20 protein-coding genes are annotated in these 20,331 nt (G+C 65.0%); 13 read left to right on the top strand and 7 right to left on the bottom strand.

Going from position 1 to position 20,331, the window contains the following annotated elements; all coding sequences use genetic code 11:
- Position 1: 1 nt before the first annotated feature.
- Genes HDC95_RS08875 through HDC95_RS08885 form a run of 3 tightly spaced genes read right to left on the bottom strand, consistent with a single transcriptional unit; the run spans position 2 to position 3,474 of the window.
- Complete coding sequence (locus HDC95_RS08875) at positions 2-1,747, bottom strand: aldehyde dehydrogenase family protein (RefSeq protein WP_259063043.1); 1,746 nt, start codon at positions 1,745-1,747, stop codon at positions 2-4.
- 34 nt (positions 1,748-1,781) lie between these two features.
- Positions 1,782-3,182 (bottom strand): MFS transporter, encoded by a 1,401-nt coding sequence (locus HDC95_RS08880; RefSeq protein ID WP_259063044.1) that lies wholly within the window; start codon positions 3,180-3,182, stop codon positions 1,782-1,784.
- A 28-nt stretch (positions 3,183-3,210) separates the two neighbouring features.
- Positions 3,211-3,474 carry a glutaredoxin family protein gene (locus tag HDC95_RS08885; RefSeq protein WP_259063045.1) on the bottom strand — a complete coding sequence of 88 codons (264 nt, stop codon included), beginning with the start codon at positions 3,472-3,474 and terminating at the stop codon, positions 3,211-3,213.
- 148 nt (positions 3,475-3,622) lie between these two features.
- Here HDC95_RS08885 and HDC95_RS08890 point away from each other — a divergent pair, with 148 nt between their 5' ends.
- The 7 genes from HDC95_RS08890 (at position 3,623) to HDC95_RS08920 (ending at position 10,185) form a co-directional block, all read left to right on the top strand.
- Positions 3,623-4,810: a glycosyltransferase gene (locus HDC95_RS08890; RefSeq protein WP_259063046.1), complete on the top strand. Its 1,188-nt coding sequence runs from the start codon at positions 3,623-3,625 to the stop codon at positions 4,808-4,810.
- 64 nt (positions 4,811-4,874) lie between these two features.
- Positions 4,875-6,014, top strand: a complete 1,140-nt coding sequence (locus tag HDC95_RS08895; protein ID WP_259063166.1) for a low temperature requirement protein A — start codon at positions 4,875-4,877, stop codon at positions 6,012-6,014.
- A gap of 200 nt (positions 6,015-6,214) precedes the next feature.
- Entirely contained in the window at positions 6,215-6,481 is a 267-nt protein-coding gene (locus tag HDC95_RS08900; RefSeq protein ID WP_259063047.1) for a hypothetical protein, read from the top strand.
- A 209-nt stretch (positions 6,482-6,690) separates the two neighbouring features.
- Complete coding sequence (locus tag HDC95_RS08905) at positions 6,691-7,719, top strand: acyl-CoA desaturase (protein WP_259063048.1); 1,029 nt, start codon at positions 6,691-6,693, stop codon at positions 7,717-7,719.
- Positions 7,720-7,779: 60 nt separating this feature from the next.
- The gene (locus tag HDC95_RS08910) at positions 7,780-8,016 is read left to right on the top strand and encodes a hypothetical protein (protein WP_259063049.1); all 237 of its coding nucleotides are present in this window, start codon (positions 7,780-7,782) and stop codon (positions 8,014-8,016) included.
- 27 nt (positions 8,017-8,043) lie between these two features.
- A complete protein-coding gene (locus HDC95_RS08915) occupies positions 8,044-9,450 on the top strand; it encodes an amidase (RefSeq protein ID WP_259063050.1) in 1,407 nt (468 codons plus the stop codon).
- A gap of 27 nt (positions 9,451-9,477) precedes the next feature.
- Positions 9,478-10,185, top strand: a complete 708-nt coding sequence (locus HDC95_RS08920; RefSeq protein ID WP_259063051.1) for a spermidine synthase — start codon at positions 9,478-9,480, stop codon at positions 10,183-10,185.
- 93 nt (positions 10,186-10,278) lie between these two features.
- Here the strand turns inward: HDC95_RS08920 and HDC95_RS08925 are convergent, their stop codons facing one another.
- Together HDC95_RS08925 and HDC95_RS08930 are read right to left on the bottom strand one after the other, a co-directional pair.
- Positions 10,279-12,468, bottom strand: coding sequence for an esterase family protein (locus tag HDC95_RS08925; RefSeq protein WP_259063052.1), 2,190 nt, complete (start codon positions 12,466-12,468; stop codon positions 10,279-10,281).
- Between the two features lie 219 nt (positions 12,469-12,687).
- Positions 12,688-14,088 carry a threonine/serine exporter ThrE family protein gene (locus HDC95_RS08930; RefSeq protein WP_259063053.1) on the bottom strand — a complete coding sequence of 467 codons (1,401 nt, stop codon included), beginning with the start codon at positions 14,086-14,088 and terminating at the stop codon, positions 12,688-12,690.
- Between the two features lie 184 nt (positions 14,089-14,272).
- Between HDC95_RS08930 and HDC95_RS08935 the strand changes: the two genes are divergently transcribed.
- Complete coding sequence (locus tag HDC95_RS08935) at positions 14,273-15,403, top strand: AI-2E family transporter (protein ID WP_259063054.1); 1,131 nt, start codon at positions 14,273-14,275, stop codon at positions 15,401-15,403.
- Between the two features lie 14 nt (positions 15,404-15,417).
- Here the strand turns inward: HDC95_RS08935 and HDC95_RS08940 are convergent, their stop codons facing one another.
- Positions 15,418-15,774: a hypothetical protein gene (locus tag HDC95_RS08940; protein WP_259063055.1), complete on the bottom strand. Its 357-nt coding sequence runs from the start codon at positions 15,772-15,774 to the stop codon at positions 15,418-15,420.
- 58 nt (positions 15,775-15,832) lie between these two features.
- Positions 15,833-16,618 carry a DNA/RNA non-specific endonuclease gene (locus HDC95_RS08945; protein WP_259063056.1) on the bottom strand — a complete coding sequence of 262 codons (786 nt, stop codon included), beginning with the start codon at positions 16,616-16,618 and terminating at the stop codon, positions 15,833-15,835.
- Positions 16,619-16,730: 112 nt separating this feature from the next.
- Here HDC95_RS08945 and HDC95_RS08950 point away from each other — a divergent pair, with 112 nt between their 5' ends.
- The 5 genes from HDC95_RS08950 to HDC95_RS08970 all read left to right on the top strand — a co-directional run bounded on the left by HDC95_RS08950 (position 16,731) and on the right by HDC95_RS08970 (position 20,290).
- Positions 16,731-17,069 carry a helix-turn-helix transcriptional regulator gene (locus HDC95_RS08950; RefSeq protein ID WP_259063058.1) on the top strand — a complete coding sequence of 113 codons (339 nt, stop codon included), beginning with the start codon at positions 16,731-16,733 and terminating at the stop codon, positions 17,067-17,069.
- Between the two features lie 2 nt (positions 17,070-17,071).
- Positions 17,072-17,572 carry an SRPBCC family protein gene (locus HDC95_RS08955; RefSeq protein ID WP_259063060.1) on the top strand — a complete coding sequence of 167 codons (501 nt, stop codon included), beginning with the start codon at positions 17,072-17,074 and terminating at the stop codon, positions 17,570-17,572.
- Positions 17,573-17,580: 8 nt separating this feature from the next.
- Entirely contained in the window at positions 17,581-18,192 is a 612-nt protein-coding gene (locus tag HDC95_RS08960) for a dihydrofolate reductase family protein (protein ID WP_259063061.1), read from the top strand.
- Positions 18,193-18,671: 479 nt separating this feature from the next.
- Entirely contained in the window at positions 18,672-19,739 is a 1,068-nt protein-coding gene (locus HDC95_RS08965; RefSeq protein ID WP_396652686.1) for a helix-turn-helix domain-containing protein, read from the top strand.
- Positions 19,736-20,290: a nucleotide-binding protein gene (locus HDC95_RS08970; protein ID WP_259063063.1), complete on the top strand. Its 555-nt coding sequence runs from the start codon at positions 19,736-19,738 to the stop codon at positions 20,288-20,290. The genes HDC95_RS08965 and HDC95_RS08970 overlap by 4 nt, the downstream gene beginning before the upstream one ends.
- Positions 20,291-20,331: the final 41 nt, after the last annotated feature.

Below are 20,331 nucleotides of genomic sequence, written 5' to 3' on the forward strand. Positions count from 1 at the left end.
GTCAGGCGCGGAGCGCCCGGAGCAGAGTCTTCACGAGACCGAGGACTCCGCCGTCCGCTCGGAACCGCGTGAGTCCCTCCGAGACCTGCGCCCCGGTCGCCGCCGTGACGAACCACGGCGGCTTCGGGAGGATCGTGAACCGTCCACCGCCGTTCGCGCCCGGCAGCGACCGCGGGAACGGGCGGAACGGTCCGTGCACGACGGATCGCTCGACGCGGTCCAGAAGCAGCGCGTTGTGCACGACGCCGATGCCGCTTCCCACATCCGCGAGCGTGTTGCCGGGGAAGGCGCCCCAGGTGAGCGTCGGCGTGATGAACCCGAACGCGGTCCAGGCATTGATCGCGATCGATCCGTATCGCAGCTGGGTGATCGCGCGTTCGAAGCCGCTGCCGAGAGACTTCTGCGTCGCGGGGTCGATCAGCAGGTTCGCACCCAGCGTGCCCTGCAGGCGGTCGTTCGCATGCGCGATGGCCGCATCCAGGAACTCCTGCCCGGTGCCGCCGACCTCGACCACGCCCAGCACCGGGGCGAAATACTCGGTGTTCTCCAGCGCGGTCGCATCCTCGCCCTCGCCGATCTCGACGAGGAGCCGGTCACCGAGCACGAGGGCATCCGGGTAGTCGTCGCCGGCGCGCTGCATCCGATCGTCCGATCCCGGATACCAGTTCGAGCGCTCAGGAGCCTTGGCATAGGCGCGGCGCAACGCGGCGCGGAAGGCGTCTGCCTGATCCCAATCGGATGACATGATCACGACCTGACCGGCGATGCAGTTGTGGCCGCAGTTCTGCAGTCGCATCGTCGCGATGTGCTCGGCTTGGAAGGTGAGGTCGGCAGCGGTCCACTCGCCCGGCACGACGATGATCGGCGAGACGCCGCCGAGTTCCGCGGTGATCGGTTTCTTCAGAAGCGGACGATTCTCGCGACGGCGACGTTTCGCCGCGGCGCCTGTGCCCCAGGTGATGGCATCGAACGTCGCTGCGGACCCGGTGATGTGCACGTGCGCGAGCCTCGGATGGGCGGTGAGATACGCACCGACGTCGCCGCCCCCGCGGACGATGCGCAGGAGTCCCGGCTCGATCAGGGGAGCGAACGCGTGCTCGAAGACCGACACGAGCGCGTCCTGGGTCGGATTCACCTTCAGCAGAACCGTGCGATTGTGGGCGAGCAGCTCGTACAGCACATCCAGGACCGGGATCGATGTGACGTTGCCCGCGCCGAGCACGAGTCCCACACCGCCGGATTCTCCTGGGGTGCGTTGAGCAAGACCGGCGCCCGCACGAGCCGCACGCGGCGTGACGCCGGGATCGAGCCAGACCTCGCCGGTGAATCCCGAGAGCAGCGCCTTGTCGACACCTGTCAGCGGGAATGCGTGCACACGGGTGCGCCCTCCAGGCGCCCGGTCGACGCGGATTCCTTCGAGCGGATTGCGGCCTTCGGCCAGCCTGGACAGAGTCTCGATGTAGGCATCGAGTGCGCCGAGAGTGCTGTACGGACCCGACAGCCACTCCTCGCCGCGCAGCGGATGACTGCCGTTCAGCCCCTTGGACACGGCCGCCGTGTGGGCCCACTCCTCGCCGGATGCTGCGACAGCGGTGCGGACGGCACCCAGCAGCGTCGCCCTCTGCCCGACGGTGAGAGCAGACCAGGTGCGCGCGCCGGTCTCGAGTTCTTCGATCGCGGCATCCAGCCGCTCGCGGTCGGACTCGTCGAGCCCTCTTGCGGGGGCCAAGGGGGGCGCTGACGTCATCGGCATCTCCTTCGTACGGGGTAACGCGCCCAGCTTATGCGGGCTGTATCGGTGCGGCCTCGACGTCGTGTCGGCGCAGGCTGTAACGCGACAGCGGAATGAGGCTGAGCGCCATGAGCGCGGCGGGCAGGATGCTGAAGCTGAGCACGATGCCCATGACTGCTGCATCCGGTTGGACGGCGCTGGCCCCCGCCACGCTGGAGACATACCCCGTCGAGGCGAGCATGAGTGCGACGGCTGTCGCCCCGAGGGCGAAGCCGATCGTCTCGCCGGCGGTCCAGATCCCCGTGAACGTCCCGGCCTGGCCGGGGCCTGTCGTGCGCTCGTCGTGCGAGATGACATCGGGCAGCATCGCCATCGGCAGCGACTGCAACCCCGCATAGGCGACGCCGGCGACGGCGACGGAGGCAAAGATCCACGGCCCGGGTGCCCACACCGCGAGCGTGATCGTCGCTGACGCGACGAGGAACAGGATGCTGGCGCCGAGGAACGAGCGTTCCTTGCCGATGCGGTTCGCGATCACGGTCCACGCGGGGGTCGCGATGAGAGCAGGGCCGACGAGAGCGACGAAGAGCACCTCGACGGCCGCCTCGTCGCGCAGCACCCACGTCGCGACATACTGCGCACCGGCGAGCATCGTGCCCGTGGCGAGAGCCTGCAGGAGGAAGGTGCCGAGCAGTGCGCGGAACGGGAGGCTGCGCCGCAGCGCCCGGAAGCCGGAGAGGTACTGGGCGCGCAGGCCAGGCGCGGACTCGCTCTTCCCCGAGTCCGCCGAAGGGGCGACGGCATTCGCCGCGGCATCCGCCGTGCGACTCGCGATCAGCATGCCGATGCCGATCGCGACACCCGCAATGATCCCCATCAGCAGGTAGCCGGTGACCGGATCGCCGGTCGCGCGGCGGAGCATCGGGCCGCCGGCGCCGAACAGCAGGATGGCGGCGGTCAGCACGACCACACGCCAGCCCAGCAGGCGCGTGCGCTCGTCGTAGCTGCGGGTGAGCTCGGCCGGCAGTGCGACATACGGAACCTGGAACAGGCTGAAGGACGTCGCTGTGCCGAGGAAGGCGAGCAGCACGCAGATCGCGCTCGCGACCGGTCCCCACGACGGCGGCACGGCGAAGGTGAGGGTGAAGAATATCGGCAGTGTCAGACCGCCGATCAGCATGAACCCGCGTCGAGAGCCGGTGCGGGCGAGATGACGGTCGGATGCTGCGCCGATCAGCGGATCGATCACCACGTCCCACACCTTCGCCGATGTGACGATGATCCCGGCGGCGAGGGCCGCGACACCGAGATTGTCGGTGAGGAAGTAAGTCAGTACGAGCCCGGGCAGCGTGGCATAGCCGCCGGTGCCGAGGGATCCGATCGAATAGGTGACGATCGTTCGCGCGGAAAGGCGGACGGATGCTCGTTCGGGTCGAGCGTCAGTGCTCATCGCGCCAGTGTAGCGGCGCGATGCGGTCTCAGATCAGCGACAGCTCGCGGAGCTTCGACTCGACGTCCTCGTTGCGGGGCTCGACGTGGTGCGACGCGTCCGGGTAGACGACGACGGGAATGTTCGTACGGCCCGAGATCTCCTTGGCGACGTCCGCCGCCGCAGGCTCTGCCACAAGGTCGACATAGGTGTACTCGATGCCGAGCTCATCGAGCTGCTTCTTGGTGCGGACGCAGTCGCGGCACCAGTCGGCGCCGAACAGGGTAATGGAGTCAGAGGCGGGAGAAGTCATGAATCCAGGATATGGGAGTGCGGATGGGCAGGCGCTGAAACGGGATCATCGCTGAAGCGCTGTGCACAGGCTCGGGGAGACAGCGAAAGTTCATAGTGGAACATGAAACGATGGGTCTTGCTGACCGGCGCGATCAGAGGGGACGAGAATGCGCACTGCTGTCACGATCATCGTCCCCACCTTCAACGAACGCGAGAACATCGCCGAGCTCGTCGTCCGTGCTGGCGCGGTCTTGGCCGATCGAGACGCCGAGATCCTCGTCATCGACGACAGCACAGACGGCACGGCCGGCGAGGTCGAACGCGTCTCGGCCGACGCAGCGCTTCCGGTGCGGGTGATCCATCGTGCGGAGAACACCGGAGGACTCGGCGGAGCTGTCGCGCTCGGCTTGGCAGAGGCTGCCGCCGACATCTGCATCGTCATGGACGGCGACCTTCAGCATCCGCCCGAGTTGATTCCCGAGATGCTCTCTCGTTTCGAGCGGGGTGATGTCGACGTCGTCGCGGCGTCCCGCTATGTCGGCGGTGGCCACTCTCGAGGTCTCGGCACCGCCGTGCGATTCGGTGTCTCGCGGGCCGCGACCTTGCTCACGAAGGCGATGTTCCCCCGGCGACTGGCGCGCAGCACCGATCCGATGACCGGCTTCTTCCTGGTCGACCGCCGTCGCCTCGACGTGCCGGCACTACGCCCGCAGGGCTTCAAGATCCTGCTCGAGATCCTCGCGAGATCGGATGTGCGCATCGCTGAGGTGCCGATGGAGTTCTCCGAGCGCCGCAACGGCACATCGAAGGCCACGCTGCGCCAGGGGGCGACGTTCATCGCTCACCTCGCGCGGCTGCGGTTCGGCAAGATGTCGCTGTTCGCAGTGATCGGCGGCATCGGCGCGGTCGCGAATCTCGCCATCATGTGGGCTCTGACGACGATGGGGATGCCGTACATCTGGGCCGCGATCATCGGCGCAGAGGTCACCATCGTCGGCAACTTCTTCCTTCAGGAGCGGTTCGTCTTCGGCGACATGCGCCCTGATGCCCGCGGCGTCGGAACCCGTTTCGCTGCCTCCTTCACGTTCAACAACATCGAGGCCGCCCTGCGCATCCCGATAATGGCGTTGATGGTCGAGACCTGGCACATCTCCAGTGTGCTGGCGACCGGGCTCTCGCTGATCGTCGCGTTCTTCGCACGCTTCCTGTTCCACTCGCTGTTCGTCTACGCGCCTCGCCGGGCAAGGGGACGAACGGATGCCGCGTCGGCGGTGTCCGAATCGAAACCGGACACCGCCGCCCAGCGCATCATCCGCGCGATCGACGCTGAGGCGATGCGGCCGGGGGAACTCTGACGAATCGGGCTACGATGTCCCGGTGAATGGACAGACCGCACCCGCCCGGTATCGACTGAACCGGATGCTGCCGCGAGACCCGAACCAACCGCACCGCAGCGCCAGCATGCTGGAGTTGTTCTTCGATCTCGTCTTCGTCGTCGCGGTCAGTATCGCCTCCGCCGAACTGCACCACGCGCTCGCGGAGGGCGATTTCCTGCACGGAGTCACCAGCTATGCGATGGTGTTCTTCGCCATCTGGTGGGCGTGGATGAACTTCACCTGGTTCGCCACCAGCTACGACACGGACGACTGGCTCTACCGGGTGCTGACGTTCGTGCAGATGGGTGGTGTGCTGGTGCTCGCGGCGGGGGTCCCGAGCGCCTTCTCCGAAGGCGATTTCCTGATCGCGGTCGTCGGCTACATCATCATGCGCATCGCGATGATCGCCCAGTGGCTGCGTGCATCTCGTGGCTCTCGCCCACTTCGCACGGCCACCCGGCGTTATGCGCTCGGCATCGGGGTCGCTCAAGTTCTCTGGGTGGCCTTCCTCTTCCTGCCGTCGGAGCTTCGCGTCCCCGCCTTCGTCGTCTTCGCGCTCGTCGAGATCTCGATCCCTGTCTTCGCGGAGTACAGGCAGCAGACGCCGTGGCATCCGCACCACATCACCGAGCGATACGGCCTGTTCACGATCATCGTGCTGGGCGAAAGCCTGCTCGCCTCGGCGAACGCCATCATCGAAGCACTGCATGAGGTCGAATCGCTCGGTCCGCTCATCGCGATCGCCGTGCTGACGCTCATCGTGACGGCATCCCTGTGGTGGATCTATTTCTGGCCGCCGCACCACCGTGCGATCACGTCCTTCGGACGGTCGCTCCGCTACGGCTACACGCATTACTTCGTGTTCGCCGCTGCCGCCGCCTTCTCCGCCGGCATCGAGGTCGAGATCGACGTGCTCACCGGGCACAGCGAACTCAGCCCGCTCACAGCCTCGTTCACGGTCACGGTGCCGATCGCTGTGTTCCTCATCGGAATCTGGTGGATCGCGATCCGCGACCATGCGGATCGCATCGTGAACACGGTCTTCCCGATCGGCGCGTTCGTCGTGCTGCTGGATCCGCTCATCCCGGTTCCGATCACGCTGACCGCGGGCATCATGATCGTTCTCGTCGTGGTGCTGGTGATCCGTCCCCCGGTCCAGCAGCGGAACATTCCTGCGGCGTAAGAGCCCCGAACCGACGGCTCCGACCGATATCGGGTACACTGATCCTGCAACGTGAAGGATTCGCCGCGATTTCGGCGCATCACGTCGCCACTGATCAGGGCCGTAAAGGACCGCACGCACCGACGCGCGCGGCATCCGCTCGATCTCGAAGAACATGAGGCGCGCCTGCGCGCGCACGGACAAAAGCAATGAGCATCACAATGACCAGTACCTCCATCCATTCACCGACACCACTGAGTTGGAAGCAAGCAGACGACAACGTGCACGTCGCGACCCGAGACGGAGAATTCGCCGGTTTCGTCGAGTTCGACGGCACAAGGCATCTCACGCACGACAGCCATGGCACCGAACTCGGCGCATTCGTGACCCTCGCCGACGCGCGGCGCGCGCTGGACGGCAAACCGCGCCGGAACTCCCGCTCGATTCGGCGGACGCTGCGTCGCCACCTCAGCCGCGCTCGCTCCTGACGGTGGTCGGCGCGCCTGGTATGTATACGTCGGGGCGCATACGGGTCGCGTTAGCCTAAGGTAAGCGATCGGCAGCTGCCTTTGGCTTTCACAGCTCAAGGGCTCCGATCGACAGGAGAAGCAACATCTCCACCTCAACGGTCGTCGAAACGACCAGCACCCTCGGACCGGTACGTCAGACGTACTCCGGCAATGCCGATTTCCCGCCTATGGCACGCGCGTTCAAGAACGTGTCGCAGGTCGTCCGCGAGATGGGCCTGCTGCAGCGCACCAAGTGGTTCTATCTGCTCAACGCGCTGGGCATCGCGCTCGCGCTCGGCGGAGCGGTCACGGGCTTCATCCTGCTCGGTGACAGCTGGTTCCAGCTGCTCATCGCCGGAGCTCTCGGCATCATCTTCACGCAGATCGCCTTCGTCGCGCACGAGGCGGCGCACCGGCAGGTCCTCACTTCGGGCCCGGCGAACTTCCGGCTTGCGCGCGTCCTCGTAGGACTCGTCGGGATGAGCTATTCCTGGTGGGACAACAAGCACACCAAGCACCATGGCAACCCCAACCAGGTGGGCAAGGACCCCGACATCGAAGTCGACACGGTCTCGTTCCTCGAAGAGGACGCTGCCAAGTCTCGCGGCCTCATCCGTCTGATCACGCGCAAGCAGGGGTGGCTGTTCTTCCCGCTGCTGACGCTCGAGGGCCTGAATCTCCACTACCTCGGCCTGAAGTACCTGCTCACGAAGAAGGACGTCAAGGGTCGCTGGATCGAGCTGGCGCTGATCACCGCGCGCCTAGCGGCTGTTCTGGTTCCCGTTTTCCTCATGCTCCCGCTCGGGATGGCGTTCGCCTTCATGGGCGTGCAGCTCGCCGTCTTCGGCGTTTACATGGGCGCAGCGTTCGCGCCGAACCACAAGGGCATGCCGATCATCGAGCCGGGCGCCCGACTGGACTTCTTCACCAAGCAGGTGCGCACCTCGCGCAACATCTCCGGTGGCTGGTGGGTGACCATGTTCATGGGCGGCCTCAACTACCAGGTCGAGCACCACCTCTTCCCGAACATGCCGCGCCCGCACCTGGCGAAGGCCAGGGAGATCGTGCGCGACTACTGCCTCGCCAACGACGTGCCGTACACCGAGACCAGCCTTCTCAAGTCGTACGCGATCGTCATCGAGTATCTGAACCGCGTCGGCCTCGCCGCGGGCGATCCGTTCGACTGCCCCGCAGTGGCGCAGTTCGGACGGGCGTAGGAGACCTCACCGGTAGAGGATGCCCTTTCGGCGGCGCAGCCCATTCGCTACTTTGTGGGCATGGACAATGACTATTCAGGAATGGCCGCAGGCCTCGGAATCGGCGCCATCATCTTCGGACTGGTGATCTATCTCGGAACCATCGCGCTGATGCTGTGGATCGGATACCTGCTCATGCGCACTGCAGTGAAGAACGGCATCCTTCGTGCCGATGCGGAGCGTGCGGGTCAGCGACCCGGAGACCCGTATGCGGGGCCGCCGAGCACTCAGCAGCAGGGGATGCCGCCCAGGCAGTGAATCGTGTGCCGCCCGTAGGCTCGAGGCATGGCTGAGCTCCACGACCTGACGGCGATCGAACAGTTGGCGGCGCTCCGCGCGCGCGAGGTTGGTCCCGTCGAGCTCACCCGGCACTATCTCGACCGCATCGCGCGTCTGGACGACGGTCTCGGCGCGTTCGTCGAGGTGACGGCGGATGCTGCGCTCGCGCGCGCCGTTTCACTCGCAGACGCGGCGCCGGAGGGCGCGTTGTGGGGACTGCCGTTCGGCGACAAGGACCTCGTGCCGCGTGCCGGAGTGCCGACACGTTTCGGCTCCCGTCTGCACCAGGATTTCGTTCCGGATACCACGGCCGATCAGGCTGCGGTGCTCGATGAAGCCGGTGGCATCAGTCTCGGCAAGACGAACACCCCGGAGTTCGGCCTCACCGGCTACACCGAGACGCAGATCGCCCCGCCCGCGCGCGACCCGTGGAACCCGATCAACGGTGCGGGAGGATCGAGCGGCGGTGCGGCGACGGCGGTGGCTGCGGGACTGCTCCCGCTCGCCCCGGCATCCGATGGTGGTGGCTCGATCCGCATTCCCGCCGCGACGGTGGGCGTCGTGGGGCTCAAACCATCGCGGGGGAGGGTTCCGTTCGCCTCCGGCCTCGACAGTCCCGGCGGTCTGCCGGTGGCCGGCCCGATCGCGCGGAATGTGGCGGATGCTGCGCTGCTGCTCGACGTTCAGGTGCGCGGACGCGCGTACTCGTACGCGACGTCGGCGCCCGGTGGGGCGTCGTTCCTCGATACTGCGACGTCGGCACCGGCATCCGTTCGCGTCGGTGTCACGACCGTGTCGCCGTGGGATGAGGCCGAGGACATCCGGCTCGATCCCGATGCTGCGCGCGCGGTGGACATTGCGACTGCATTGCTGGCGGATGCCGGACACGGCGTCGATCTGTTCGAGTGGCGTCCGAGGGGCTATGCGGAGATGTTCACGACGATCTGGCGCACGAGCGCCGCGCGAATGAATCTGTCGGATGCGGAACTCCAGCTCGTGGAGCCGATCACGGCGTGGCTCGCGCGTGAGGGACGGGCGCTGACCGGCACGCAGGTGCTCGACGCTCTCGCGGCCGCGACGACTTTCGAGCGGGAGACCATCACGGCCTTCGCTCCGTTCGACGCCGTGCTGACGCCGGCGCTCGCGCTGCCGCCTCAGCCCGTCGGCTGGTTCCATCCGACGGATGCCGCCGAGAACTTCTCCCAGCAGGTGCGGTACGCGCCGTACTCGAGCTTCGTGAACGTCGCTGGGCTGCCCGCGATCGTGGTGCCGGTGACGTTGAGCGGTGCAGGCCATCCGGTCAGCGTGCAGCTGATCGGCCGGCCGGGTGGGGAAGCGCGGATCATTGCGCTGGCAGCAGAACTGGAGCGCCTTGTCGGGCCTCTGCCGAGGCCTGTTGTCTGGCGCGGGTAGTGTGAGCTGTGACGGAGGGACGCCGCAGTGATCACTCGGTTCGAAGAACTTGACTGGCAGCCCACACCGATCGGCGACCTCATGCTGCGGCGCCGCACGGAGCCTGCCGTCGGCCAGGAGATCTACGAGGTCAAGCTCGGCGACGAGTACCTCATGTCGAGCCTGTTCACGGTGGCCGAAGAAGAACTCGCCCACCTGGGGCTTGCCGCAGTCGAGGGCGACGAGCTCTCGGTGCTGGTCGGGGGCCTCGGGCTGGGTTACACCGCTGTCGCCGCGTTGCGGGACGAGCGCGTGCGTGCACTCACGGTGATCGATCGGCTCGCCGCCGTGATCGGCTGGCACGAGCGGATGCTGCTGCCGGTGTCGTCCGAGTTGGTCGGCGATGCGCGAACGAACCTGGTGGAGGACGACTTCTTCGCCGTGATGCGGGCCGCGCCCGCGGAAGACCGCAGTGGGTACTCTGCCATTCTGCTCGATGTGGATCACTCCCCGCGCCATCAACTCGACCCGACGCACGCTGATCTATACAGCGCCGCCGGGTTGCGCGCGCTCGATCGCCATCTCGCGCCGCGGGGCGTCTTCGTGCTGTGGTCGGATGACCCGCCCGACGACGACTTCATGGCCCGGATGAATGCCGTCTTCGACGACACCGCGGCGCACGTGGTCGACTTCGACAACCCGGTCACGGGCGGGGTGTCGTCGAACACGGTCTACCTCGGGCGCAGCCGCAGCTGACAGTCTCGAGGCGCACACGCGAGTGGCGCCGTCGCCTCTCCATGTCGAAGAGGCGACGGCGCCACCGTATGCGGTTCAGTCAGACGTCGTCATTCACTCCTGGAACAGCCGAGGAGCGAAGTCGATGAGGTTCTTCTGCCAGACGTCCCACCCGTGCGGGCCGGGCGTCACGCCGTCGAACTCGTACTCGAGGCCGATCGCGTCCATGGTCGCAAGAGAGGTCATCATCCCCTGATAGACGAAGTCGGTGATGTCGCCGATGTAGAAACGGATCATGTCGGTGTTGGCGTTGATCGCCTCGACGTCCACTCCGTTGCCGCTGCCGAAGCCGGCAGAGAAGACACCGATCCAGGAGAACTGGTCCGGATGCGCTTTCATGACCGACAGGGTGCGCGCGCCACCGGCCGAGAGGCCGGCGAGTGCGCGCTGGTGCGGATCACTGCTGACGTTGTAGTTCTGCTCCGTCGCCGGGACCACGTTCTCCAGCAGCTCCTTCGGATAGTCGTTGACGTTGCCGTTCGGCATCACCACGACCATCGGCTCGATGGCGCCGTCCAGGAAGAGGTTGTCGAGTATCTGACGCGTGCGTCCGACCTCCACCCAATCCGTCCAGCTCTGCCCGCCACCGTGATTGAGCACGAACAGCGGATAGCCCTCAGCACGGTCTGCGTCGTAGCCCGGGGGCGTCCACACATAGGCGCTGCGTTCCTGTCCGGCCACGGTGCTCTGGTACGTCATGACGTCCAGATCGCCGCCCTGTCCCTCCGGCACGTCGGTCAGCAGACGCGACTCCTCGCCCTCGACGAGGAAGGTGCTCCACATGGGTTCGGACGTCACGGATGTCGGGTTCGACGTGTCCTTGACGGCCTGCCGGTCGACGATGAGGCGGTAGTGGTAGAACCACGGATCCAGCGGTCCGATGGTCGCCTGCCAGCGATCGTCGACCTTGTTCATCTCCACGCGCAGCCAGCTGCCGCCCGGGGCGATGTTCGCCCACACTGAGGCGTACTCGGCATCCGCGAACTCGGTCGTCGTCTCGAACGTGACGAATCCGTCCTCGCTGATCCACGGCGTCGGCGTCGTGCCGGATGCCGGCGTCTCGAAGCGCTCGGTGAGCGCGGTGTGCCCGTCGCTCATCGCCGGATCGGATGAGTTGCCGGTGAACAGCCGCGGCGCGAAGTCGATCAGGTTCTCCTGCCACGCGTTCCAGTTGTGACCGGCATCAGGGTTGACGCCGTCGAACTGGTACTCGAGGCCGAGCTCGTCGAACTTCTGGAACGAGTCGAAGACGTCATTGTGCGCGGCATCCGTCGCGTTGCCGACGTAGACGCGGAACAGGTCGGTCTTGTTGTTCATCTTCTTGACCGGAATGCCATCGAGGTCACCGAAACGCCCGGCGCCGAAGGTGCCGACCGCCGTGAACTCGCCCGGGTGCTCGCTGAAGACCTCGAACGTCTGGCCGCCGCCCATCGACAGACCGGCCAACGCCCGCTTGTTCCTCGATGGCGAGACGTTGTACTGACCCTCCACTGCAGGAACGATGTTGTCCATCAGCTCCGCGGAGAAGTCCGGCACGTTGCCGTTGCCCATTACGACGAGCATGTCCTCGAGCTGGCCGGACAGCCACAGGTTGTCGAGGATCTGCTCTGCGCGACCGACCTCGACCCAATCGCGGTAGCTCTGTCCGCCGCCATGCTGCAGGTAGAGCACGGGAAGCTTCTTGCCCTTGGGCTTGTACGTCGGAGGCACCCAGACGAGCGCTTCGCGTTCTTCGTTCGCGATAGAGCTGTCGTAAGTCAGCGTCTCGATCGTGCCGGCATCCTCAGGGGCATCCGCCAGCAGTGCTGCGGACTCACCGGGAATGAAGAATGTGCTCCACTCGGGCTCGGATGCGACGCTCGTGGGGTTGCTGGCATCCTTGAGAACCTTGCTGTCGTCGCCGGTGACCTGGTAATAGTACAGGCCGGGCTCGAACGGGCCGTAGGTCGCGGTCCAATTGGCACCGCTGCGCTGCAGGCCGATCTGGGCCCAGTTGAACGAAGGCCCGAAGTTGCCTTCGACGACCACCTGCGACACTGGCCCGACTGCCTCTTCGACCGAGGCGTTGGGCACGCTGATCCTCAGGTAACCGTCATCCTGGACATTGACCCAGGGGGTGGCGGCAGCCGCCGGAGCGGCGAATGCCAGTCCAGCAAATGCGACCATGGCTGCGGTGAGCAGTGCAGCCGCGCGCCTCGTTCTTCCGAGTCGGCTCGAATACCGACTCTCGGATGTGATCTCCATCGATTCCTCATCTCGTGTGACTCGGCCGACTCGGGTGAGACGCGCGAGCGCGGCTCGTACCGGGCCGGATGGGGGAATACGGATCAATTCGCCGTGACTGCATTTACAACGTCGTAAACCCGTACGCGGATACTCTTGCAGGCGGAGAGGGGCAAGGTCAATGCCAATTTCCAACGTTGTGAAGAATCGTCGTTCCGTGCGCGGTGTGCAGAAGCCGTCTCAGCGCCGAACGCGGGCGCGCGACTTCGCAACGCTGGCGAGCGTCACGCGCAGAGGAGTGCCGAGGTAGAGGCCGAGAGATGCGCCGGCAGCCAGGCCGACGCCGATCGAGGCTGCGAGCACAAGGGGACTGATGCTCACCAGCATCCCCTCGGCCGTCCCGTCGGAGTCGACGAGGCCGAGCAGGCCTCTGAACACAGCCGAGCCTGGCACGAGGGGGACGATCGCTGCCGTCGTGACGGCGACGGACGGGACGTGCAGATTGCGCGAGATCAGGATGCCGATGAAGCTGGCGAGGAGTGCCCCGACAGCACTTGCCGCACCTTCGTGGACATCGAGCAGAATAGTGAAGCTGTAGCCGATGATCGCGATTACGCTCAACACGGCGCTGACAAGGATGATCCGCATCCCCGCGCCGTTGAACAGCGCGACGGCGACTGCGATGATCATGGCGCCGGCGATCTGCGCGGGCAGCGGGCCGAACGGCAGGGCGTCATCGGGCAGCGCCATGCTGTATCCGACCAGGCGAGCGAGTTCGAGGCCGATGAGGATGCCGAGGACCACGCCGACGGTCTGCATCGTGAGGTCGAGGATGCGGCCGCCCGCGGTGAGCGCGAATCCGTCGATCGCGTCCTGTGCCGCGCCGACCACGGTGAGCCCGGAGAGCATCAGCACGATGCCTGAGGCGACGATGACCGAGGGCTGTACGTGATCGAACGGCGTGATGCCGGCCGTACCGAATGCGGAAGTAATGGTCGCGAATGCGGTGATGACGAAGGCGCCGGCGATCTGGCTGAAGAAGGACGGCACCTGCAGACGCGCGAGACCGGCCTGGGTGAATGCCGCACAGAGCGCTGCGACGAAGGTGAGCAGGATGACGAGCGGCGACGCGCTGAAGAGCAGCGCGACGCCGACGGTCAGCAGCGCGCGGGCGAAGATCACGACGATGGGCCGATACAGAAACGGAGTGCGACGAATGATCCGGAAGGCTATGCGCGCCTCGGTGAGTTCCATGCCCTCAGTGATGTCGACGAGCAGTGCCTGCAGTCGCTGCAGTTTCGCGTGATCAGGCGAGGCTGCGCGCACCACGCGGAGCAGCGTCGTCGGCCAGTCCTCTTCGCCGCGATGGTACGAGACACCGATCGCGTTGAACGTGACGTCCACCTGAACGCCGGCGAGTCCATACACTTGGGCGACGCGGGTGATCGCGAAGGTGACGTCGTGCGCAGAAGCACCGACTGCGAACATCGACTCGCCGATCCGCAGGGCGAGGTCGAGGATCTTCACAACGATGGTCTCGCTCAGCACCGGGTACGCCTCGGTGAGCGCGACCTTCGACGGGTCGGTACTGATGGCGCGGCGGACGGAAGTCAACAACCTCCAGTGGCGTTCGGGGGACATACTTCCATTGTGTCGAGGTGGCGGGTGGACGTCATCCCCGGCCGGTATCGAACACCGATGCGGGCGCGATCCGCCACGCGGTCGGAGATCGGTCTTCGCACGACGTGACCCGGCCGTCATCCCCCTTGACCTGACGCGGTGACGGTGCTCGAATGTGACTCCGCAACTGAGAACAGGGGGCAGCATGTGGCATCGCGTCAGGCAGAGCGGTGGTGGGGGATCGGGAACGGACAGCAGCCGCCTGAACCGAATCGATCCGTTCACCTTCGGTCTGGTCGGAGCGCTCGGTGTGCTCCTCGCGCTCTTGATCGGCGCGATCATCGGACAGCTCGCGACCGTGTTGATCTACATCGGCGTGGCGCTGTTCCTCGCTCTCGGGCTGGATCCTGTTGTGGTCTTCTTGGAGAAGCGGATGCCGCGCGCGGCGGCTGTGAGCGTGGTCGTCTCCGGAGTGCTGATCATCTTCGCCGGCATCCTTCTCGCGATCGTGCCGATGCTGGTGCGTCAGATCGCCAACCTCATCGAAGACGCCCCGAAGATGATCGACGATGTGATGAACAGCGACTGGTTCACGCAGTTGACCGGTCAGTACGGTGCGGAGATCGAGGATGCGGCGAATGGGGCGTTGGAGTTCGTTCAAGACCCTGACAATCTGGGTCAGATCGGCGGCGGGCTGATCGCGGTCGGGTCGGGGATCGCGAGCGCGGTCACCGGCGTGACGATCGTGCTCATCCTGACTTTGTATTTCATGGCATCGCTGCGGGGAATGAAGAGGATCGCGACGCGCTTTGTTCCGGCGTACCGTCGCCCGGGCTTCAGCGAGTTGCTCGAGGATGTGTCGACTGCCGTGGGTCGCTATGTGATCGGTCAGGCCAGTCTCGCCTCGATCAACGGAGTGCTGACGATAATCCTCATGAGCATTATCGGAGCGCCGGTGCCGGCGTTGCTGGCGTTGATCGCGTTCATCGGCTCACTCATCCCGCTCGTCGGAACCCTCAGCGCATCGATCGTCATCTCGCTGATCTGTCTGGTCGATGCACCGCTCACCGCGCTGATCGCGGCCATCTACTACCTCATCTACATGCAGATCGAGGCGTATGTGCTCAGCCCGCGCATCATGAGTCGCGCAGTGTCGGTGCCAGGCGCGATCGTCGTGATCGCGGCAGTCGGCGGCGGCACGCTCGGAGGCATTCTCGGTGCTCTCGTCGCGATCCCCGTTACGGCCAGCATCATCATCATCATTCAGAAGGTGCTGTTCCCCACGCAAGACCGCAAGCTCGCCCCGCCGGATGCTGAGGTCGGTGTCATCGCGTAGCGGCACCTGCGCAATCACCGGGGCGCGTGTTCCTCCGTATCGAGGTGGATCCGGCCGGGGAGGAAGGGCAGCGCCGGTGCACGATACGTGAGTGACGCCGCGTGGCGAGATTCGAGCGTGAACTCTGCCTGACCGAAGCGCCACACTCGGTTGAAAAGGAAAACGCCGATCGTCACGGTCTCCTCAGCTGGAACCTGCCACGTGCCGAGGCCCCACTGCGTCGGCTGACCGCGCCCGGCGATGACGAGCGTCGGCCTGACGGCTGCGTACATCGCAAACCACGGCTTGTGCATGGTCAGTTCAATACGGCGGGTTGCGCGGGAGTTCGCCGTCGCGCGCGCTCGGGGTGGTTGGTCTCGGTTGTCGGGCATGGGCTCCTGCGTTCGGTGAGGTGGAGTCTGATCAGCGTGTGTTGGGGTCGCCAGCGGGTCAGAGGATGATCTCGTGTGCAGTGACGAGTGCGCGCCAGACATCGGTGCGAAGGGTCTGCGCTTTCAGCACGTCTGCATCCGACAAGGGTCCGAAGTCGATCCCGGTCAGGTCTGCGATGTCTGCGATGGGTGCTTGGAACGTGCGGAACGCCCCCAGTGGTGGTGAGGCGAGAAGGTCTTCGGACGTGTCGACGAGTTCTGACTGGTCGAGAATGAAACCGGTCGATGCGAGACCGTTCGGTCCCTGCCACACGGCGACCTTCCAGAAGCGCAGGGGAATTCGGATGCCGCGGTAGGGCGGATCGCCATCTGCGAGCACCGGCGCGGTGAAGACCGACACGCGCTGGTCGGTCGTCTCGGCGTACGCGAGCACGTGGTCCTCGAGGCCGAGCCAGAGGTCTTTCGACTGATTGAAGCCGGCCGCCTGTGGTGCCGCATTCGGATAGAAGAAGGTTGCTTCGGTGGCGTCGCGCGCCTCGTCCGGCGCACCCCACCCCGGGTCGCGGCGACGCACGAGGTGGCCTCGATCGAGATCGTTTCGGGCGTAGACGTCCGGACCCGTCTGTTGCTCAGCGGGGATCCGCGGATCGAGTCGCCAATCGCCGGCGCGCGGCACTTCGCGCAGGTGTGCGCCGTCGATGTTGACGGCGGTGACGGCCGCGAGTCTGCGCTGCGGTTCGAGCAAAACGGAGAACCGCGGGTAGGTGAGTTCTCGAACTTCGGGCGCGGGCAGGGGCATCGGAAGTGGCGTGGCCAGGAACCCGGCGTCGTACCCGTCTGTCATGTCTCCATCGTGCCGGATGCCGGCCCCGGCCGAGAACATAGCCCGTTGCTCCACGTGAACTTCCGAAGACGGATCTTGAAACACTTGCCTATATGGGTATATGAGATGGAATATGGCACGTGCAGCGACCACCTCGGATGTGTTCAACGCGATCGCTGAACCGCGCCGCAGGCAGATCCTTGTGCTGCTTCGTGCCGGCGAGCGACCGGTGACCGAGCTGGCACAGGAGCTGGGACTGCCTCAGCCGGGCGCGTCGAAGCATCTTCGGGTGCTTCGAGAGGTCGGACTGGTGCGGGAGCGCAGGGCGGGGAAGCAACGCCTGTATGCGATCGACGCCCAAGGGCTTCGAACGGTCCACGAGTGGACCGGCGGGTTCGAGCAGTTCTGGAACGAGAGCTTCGATCGGCTGGACGCTTACGTGCAGGAACTCAAGCAGGAACGAGAGGAATAGGGATGGATTCGACGGCTTCTTCGTCGCCGGCCGGCACTGCCGACCGTGAGATCGTGGTCTCGCGTCATATCGACGCTCCGCGCGAGCTGGTGTTCGAGGCGTTCACCGAGGTGCGGCATCTGTCGCAGTGGTGGGGACCGAATGGGTTCACCACGACCACGAGGGCGTTCGAGTTCCGGGTCGGCGGCGTGTGGGACTTCGCGATGCGCGGCCCGGACGGAACGGACTATCAGGAGTGGATCACCTGGACCGAGATCGTCGCACCGGAGCGGATCGCCATGCTCCACGGCGAGCACCTCGATGACCCGAACGCGTTCGAGTCGGTCCTCACCTTCTCACCTGAGGGAGCGGCGACGCGGGTCGAGATGCTCGCCGTGTTCCCGACCTCGCAGCTGCGCGATGAGGCGATCGAGAAGTTCGGCGCGATCGAGGGCGGCAAGCAGACGCTGGGCAGCCTGGCCTCCTACGTCGAGGGGCTCGTTCGGGGAGGTGGCGACGTCTGATGTCCGGCATGGTGTTCTTCAGCGTGTCGATGTCGCTGGACGGGTTCATCGCTCCGGAGTCGTCGGAGGAGTTGATGGGGAAGCAGTGGATGGAGCTGCAGCAGTGGGTCTTCCGACAGCGGCACTTCCGTGAGAACCTCCAGCTCGGAACGGGCGGGGAGGAGGGTCGCGACAACGACATCTTGCGGGAGACATTCGAGCGCACCGGCGCGAGCGTGATGGGCAAGCGGATGTTCGACGCCGGCGAGACGATGTGGCCGGATGAGGCGCCCTTCCACACGCCGGTCTTCGTCGTCACTCACGAGGAGCGCGAGCCGTGGCGGCGGCCGGGCGGGACTACCTTCCACTTCGTCAACGACGGCATTGAGGCCGCGCTCGATCAGGCGCGTACAGCCGCGGGCAGTCGAGACGTCCGGATCGCAGGCGGCGCCGAGACGATCGTGGAACATCTGAACGCCGGTCTGGTCGACGAGTTCACGGTGTCGCTGTCACCGGTGCTCTTCGGTTCCGGCATCCGCCTGTTCGAGGGGATCGACGCGAGTCGGGTTGCCTTGGCGCAGGTCGCTGCGGAGGCTTCGCCTAAGACGACGCATCTCAAGTACGTTGTGCATCTGCGCTGAGTGATGCAGGCGGAGACCGGGACTCAGCGGGCAGCCCGGACCTTGAGCGAAGAACACTTTCCGGGCTTCAGCGCTACGGGAAGCCGGAAGCTCCTCTTTCACCAGCGAGCGCGTACTCGGCCCGACCAGTACGCAACTGCTGAACGCAAAAGTCCCCAAGAGCAGAAGCCTCTTGAGGGACAGTGGCTCCGACGGGCGTCGATCCCGTGACCTCACGATTTTCAGTTGGATGCGGCGGGGCAACGGGTGCTCGTTGGTCGCCGTTCGCCTCGTGAATCCGCGGGAGCCATCATGGTTGGTCGCGTCTGGTTGAGGGTGGTTTCAGCGGAGCTACCGGCACAGAACCGGCACGGAGACCCTCGCGCAGCGACGGCCTACGCTACCCCGCGTAGCCGAAGTGTGCGAGAATCGCACGTATGAGTGTGAGATCTGAGTCCTCGTTGGGAGACCGTATCCGAGAGCTCCGCAAACGATCTGGATTGAGTCAAGAAGACCTCGCTTCCGCGATTCGACTCGATCGCACCGTGGTCAACAAGATCGAGAATGGCTTACGTAAGGTGACGGCACTTGAACTAGCTGACATCGCCCTCGCTCTCGATGCCAGGATGACCCAGTTCTTTGAGGACCCCACCCCCGCGTTGGTCTCGCATCGTTCGAGCCAAGGGCTTGACACCGCCGACTCTCGGATCGACTCGATTCTGGCTAGCATCGCGAGCGATGTCGAGTTCGTGCAGTCTCTGGAAGTCAATGAACTTACGTTCAACGATCTTCCCGCTTCTAGGACTCCGCCGACAACAATCAAGGACGCTGAAGATCTTGCTCGCCACGCACGCGAGTTGATGAACCTTCCGCTGGACGAGCCAATCAACGATCTTGTGGATAGCGTCTCGCGGCTCGGCCTGCTGGCGTTCTCCGAGGACATTGGACCAGACACAGCGGACGCTGGCACGATTCTGCTTCGCCACGGCGGCGCTTGTCTGGTCAACAGTCATGCAAAGGTCGGACGGCGAAGACTCGCTCTTGCTCACGAACTGGGTCACTATTTGATCGCGGATGAGTACACGATCGATTGGCGGGTAGACAATCATTCAGACCAGTCCGTCCCGCTTGAGTCGCGTCTTGACTTTTTTGCGAGGGCATTGCTGCTCCCCGGGAAGGCGGTAACGGCACTCTGGGATGAATTCAGCAGCGCTGGCGATGCACGTAGCGCCGCCATCCGCATCGCGAGCAAGTTTCGCGTGGACATGGCAACACTCGCTCGCCGGTTGCGTGAGCTCGGAGTAGTCGATGGAGACGCGGCCGCGCAAATCCGCATAGCTCGTACGACTCATGCTGACATGATCGACTTTGGTCTTCACGTTCCGATCGAAGAACTGACGGGCACCTCCATACCACGAATCTACGCACTTGCGGTACTTCGGCTCGTCCGCGAAGAACGGATTAGTCGTGAACGAGCCCTCGACCTAATGAGGGGAACATTCCCGGAAGCGGATTTGCCAGATGTGCGCCAACGTCGAGCGGACGAGATCTGGAATTTTGTCGCGTGAACCCGTCCCCGGATTCTTGGGTATTCGACGCCGGACCGATGCGACACTTCGCGCTTCAAGGCTGGCTCGGAGCGCTTAAGTTCTTGGCAACCGGTCGGGACGTGTACATACCGGATACCGTCGAGCGGGAACTGTTGAATGCTGTCGCCGATCGACCGTTGCTTCGAGGGGTTCTTGATGCAGAGTGGATTACGGTATTTCGGACAACTGACATCGACTATCAAGGTCATTTCGCTCGGTTCTATGACAGGCTCGTGGTAGACGGCAAGAACCTCGGCGAGTGTGGTGTGCTCGCAATGGGTGCTGCTTATGGGTGTGAGATGGTGATTGACGATAATGTGCCACGGACAATTGCGGAAGAGCTTGGGCTCAGCGTCACCGCCACGGTTCCGTTGCTTTGTTCGGGGATACGCGCGAGTCAGCTGACCACGGTGATGGTCGAGTCTCTCGCCGACGACCTGCTCAGTGGTGACTACTACCTTCCCTTTGAGAAGGGCGGATTTCGAAACCACGTGTTGGAGCACGGCCTGCTTGACTACGAAGAGCTCTGAAAAGGAGCCCAACCAGCCGGGGGTGAGCGTCGCGTATGTCG

The sequence above is a fragment of the Microbacterium sp. AK031 genome (genome assembly GCF_024807145.1).
Classification (GTDB): Bacteria; Actinomycetota; Actinomycetes; order Actinomycetales; family Microbacteriaceae; genus Microbacterium.

Excerpts from the sequence above, each read along its gene's own strand:
- HDC95_RS08960 (WP_259063061.1), top strand. The coding sequence starts at position 17,581 with ATGGTGTTCTTCAGCGTGTCGATGTCGCTGGACGGGTTCATCGCTCCG.
- HDC95_RS08925 (WP_259063052.1), bottom strand. The coding sequence starts at position 12,468 with ATGGAGATCACATCCGAGAGTCGGTATTCGAGCCGACTCGGAAGAACG.
- HDC95_RS08875 (WP_259063043.1), bottom strand. The coding sequence starts at position 1,747 with ATGACGTCAGCGCCCCCCTTGGCCCCCGCAAGAGGGCTCGACGAGTCC.
- HDC95_RS08945 (WP_259063056.1), bottom strand. The coding sequence starts at position 16,618 with ATGACAGACGGGTACGACGCCGGGTTCCTGGCCACGCCACTTCCGATG.
- HDC95_RS08905 (WP_259063048.1), top strand. The coding sequence starts at position 6,691 with ATGGCACGCGCGTTCAAGAACGTGTCGCAGGTCGTCCGCGAGATGGGC.
- HDC95_RS08885 (WP_259063045.1), bottom strand. The coding sequence starts at position 3,474 with ATGACTTCTCCCGCCTCTGACTCCATTACCCTGTTCGGCGCCGACTGG.
- HDC95_RS08930 (WP_259063053.1), bottom strand. The coding sequence starts at position 14,088 with ATGTCCCCCGAACGCCACTGGAGGTTGTTGACTTCCGTCCGCCGCGCC.
- HDC95_RS08900 (WP_259063047.1), top strand. The coding sequence starts at position 6,215 with ATGACCAGTACCTCCATCCATTCACCGACACCACTGAGTTGGAAGCAA.
- HDC95_RS08950 (WP_259063058.1), top strand. The coding sequence starts at position 16,731 with ATGGCACGTGCAGCGACCACCTCGGATGTGTTCAACGCGATCGCTGAA.
- HDC95_RS08895 (WP_259063166.1), top strand. The coding sequence starts at position 4,875 with ATGCTGCCGCGAGACCCGAACCAACCGCACCGCAGCGCCAGCATGCTG.
- HDC95_RS08880 (WP_259063044.1), bottom strand. The coding sequence starts at position 3,182 with ATGAGCACTGACGCTCGACCCGAACGAGCATCCGTCCGCCTTTCCGCG.
- HDC95_RS08910 (WP_259063049.1), top strand. The coding sequence starts at position 7,780 with ATGGACAATGACTATTCAGGAATGGCCGCAGGCCTCGGAATCGGCGCC.
- HDC95_RS08955 (WP_259063060.1), top strand. The coding sequence starts at position 17,072 with ATGGATTCGACGGCTTCTTCGTCGCCGGCCGGCACTGCCGACCGTGAG.
- HDC95_RS08890 (WP_259063046.1), top strand. The coding sequence starts at position 3,623 with ATGCGCACTGCTGTCACGATCATCGTCCCCACCTTCAACGAACGCGAG.
- HDC95_RS08940 (WP_259063055.1), bottom strand. The coding sequence starts at position 15,774 with ATGCCCGACAACCGAGACCAACCACCCCGAGCGCGCGCGACGGCGAAC.
- HDC95_RS08915 (WP_259063050.1), top strand. The coding sequence starts at position 8,044 with ATGGCTGAGCTCCACGACCTGACGGCGATCGAACAGTTGGCGGCGCTC.
- HDC95_RS08935 (WP_259063054.1), top strand. The coding sequence starts at position 14,273 with ATGTGGCATCGCGTCAGGCAGAGCGGTGGTGGGGGATCGGGAACGGAC.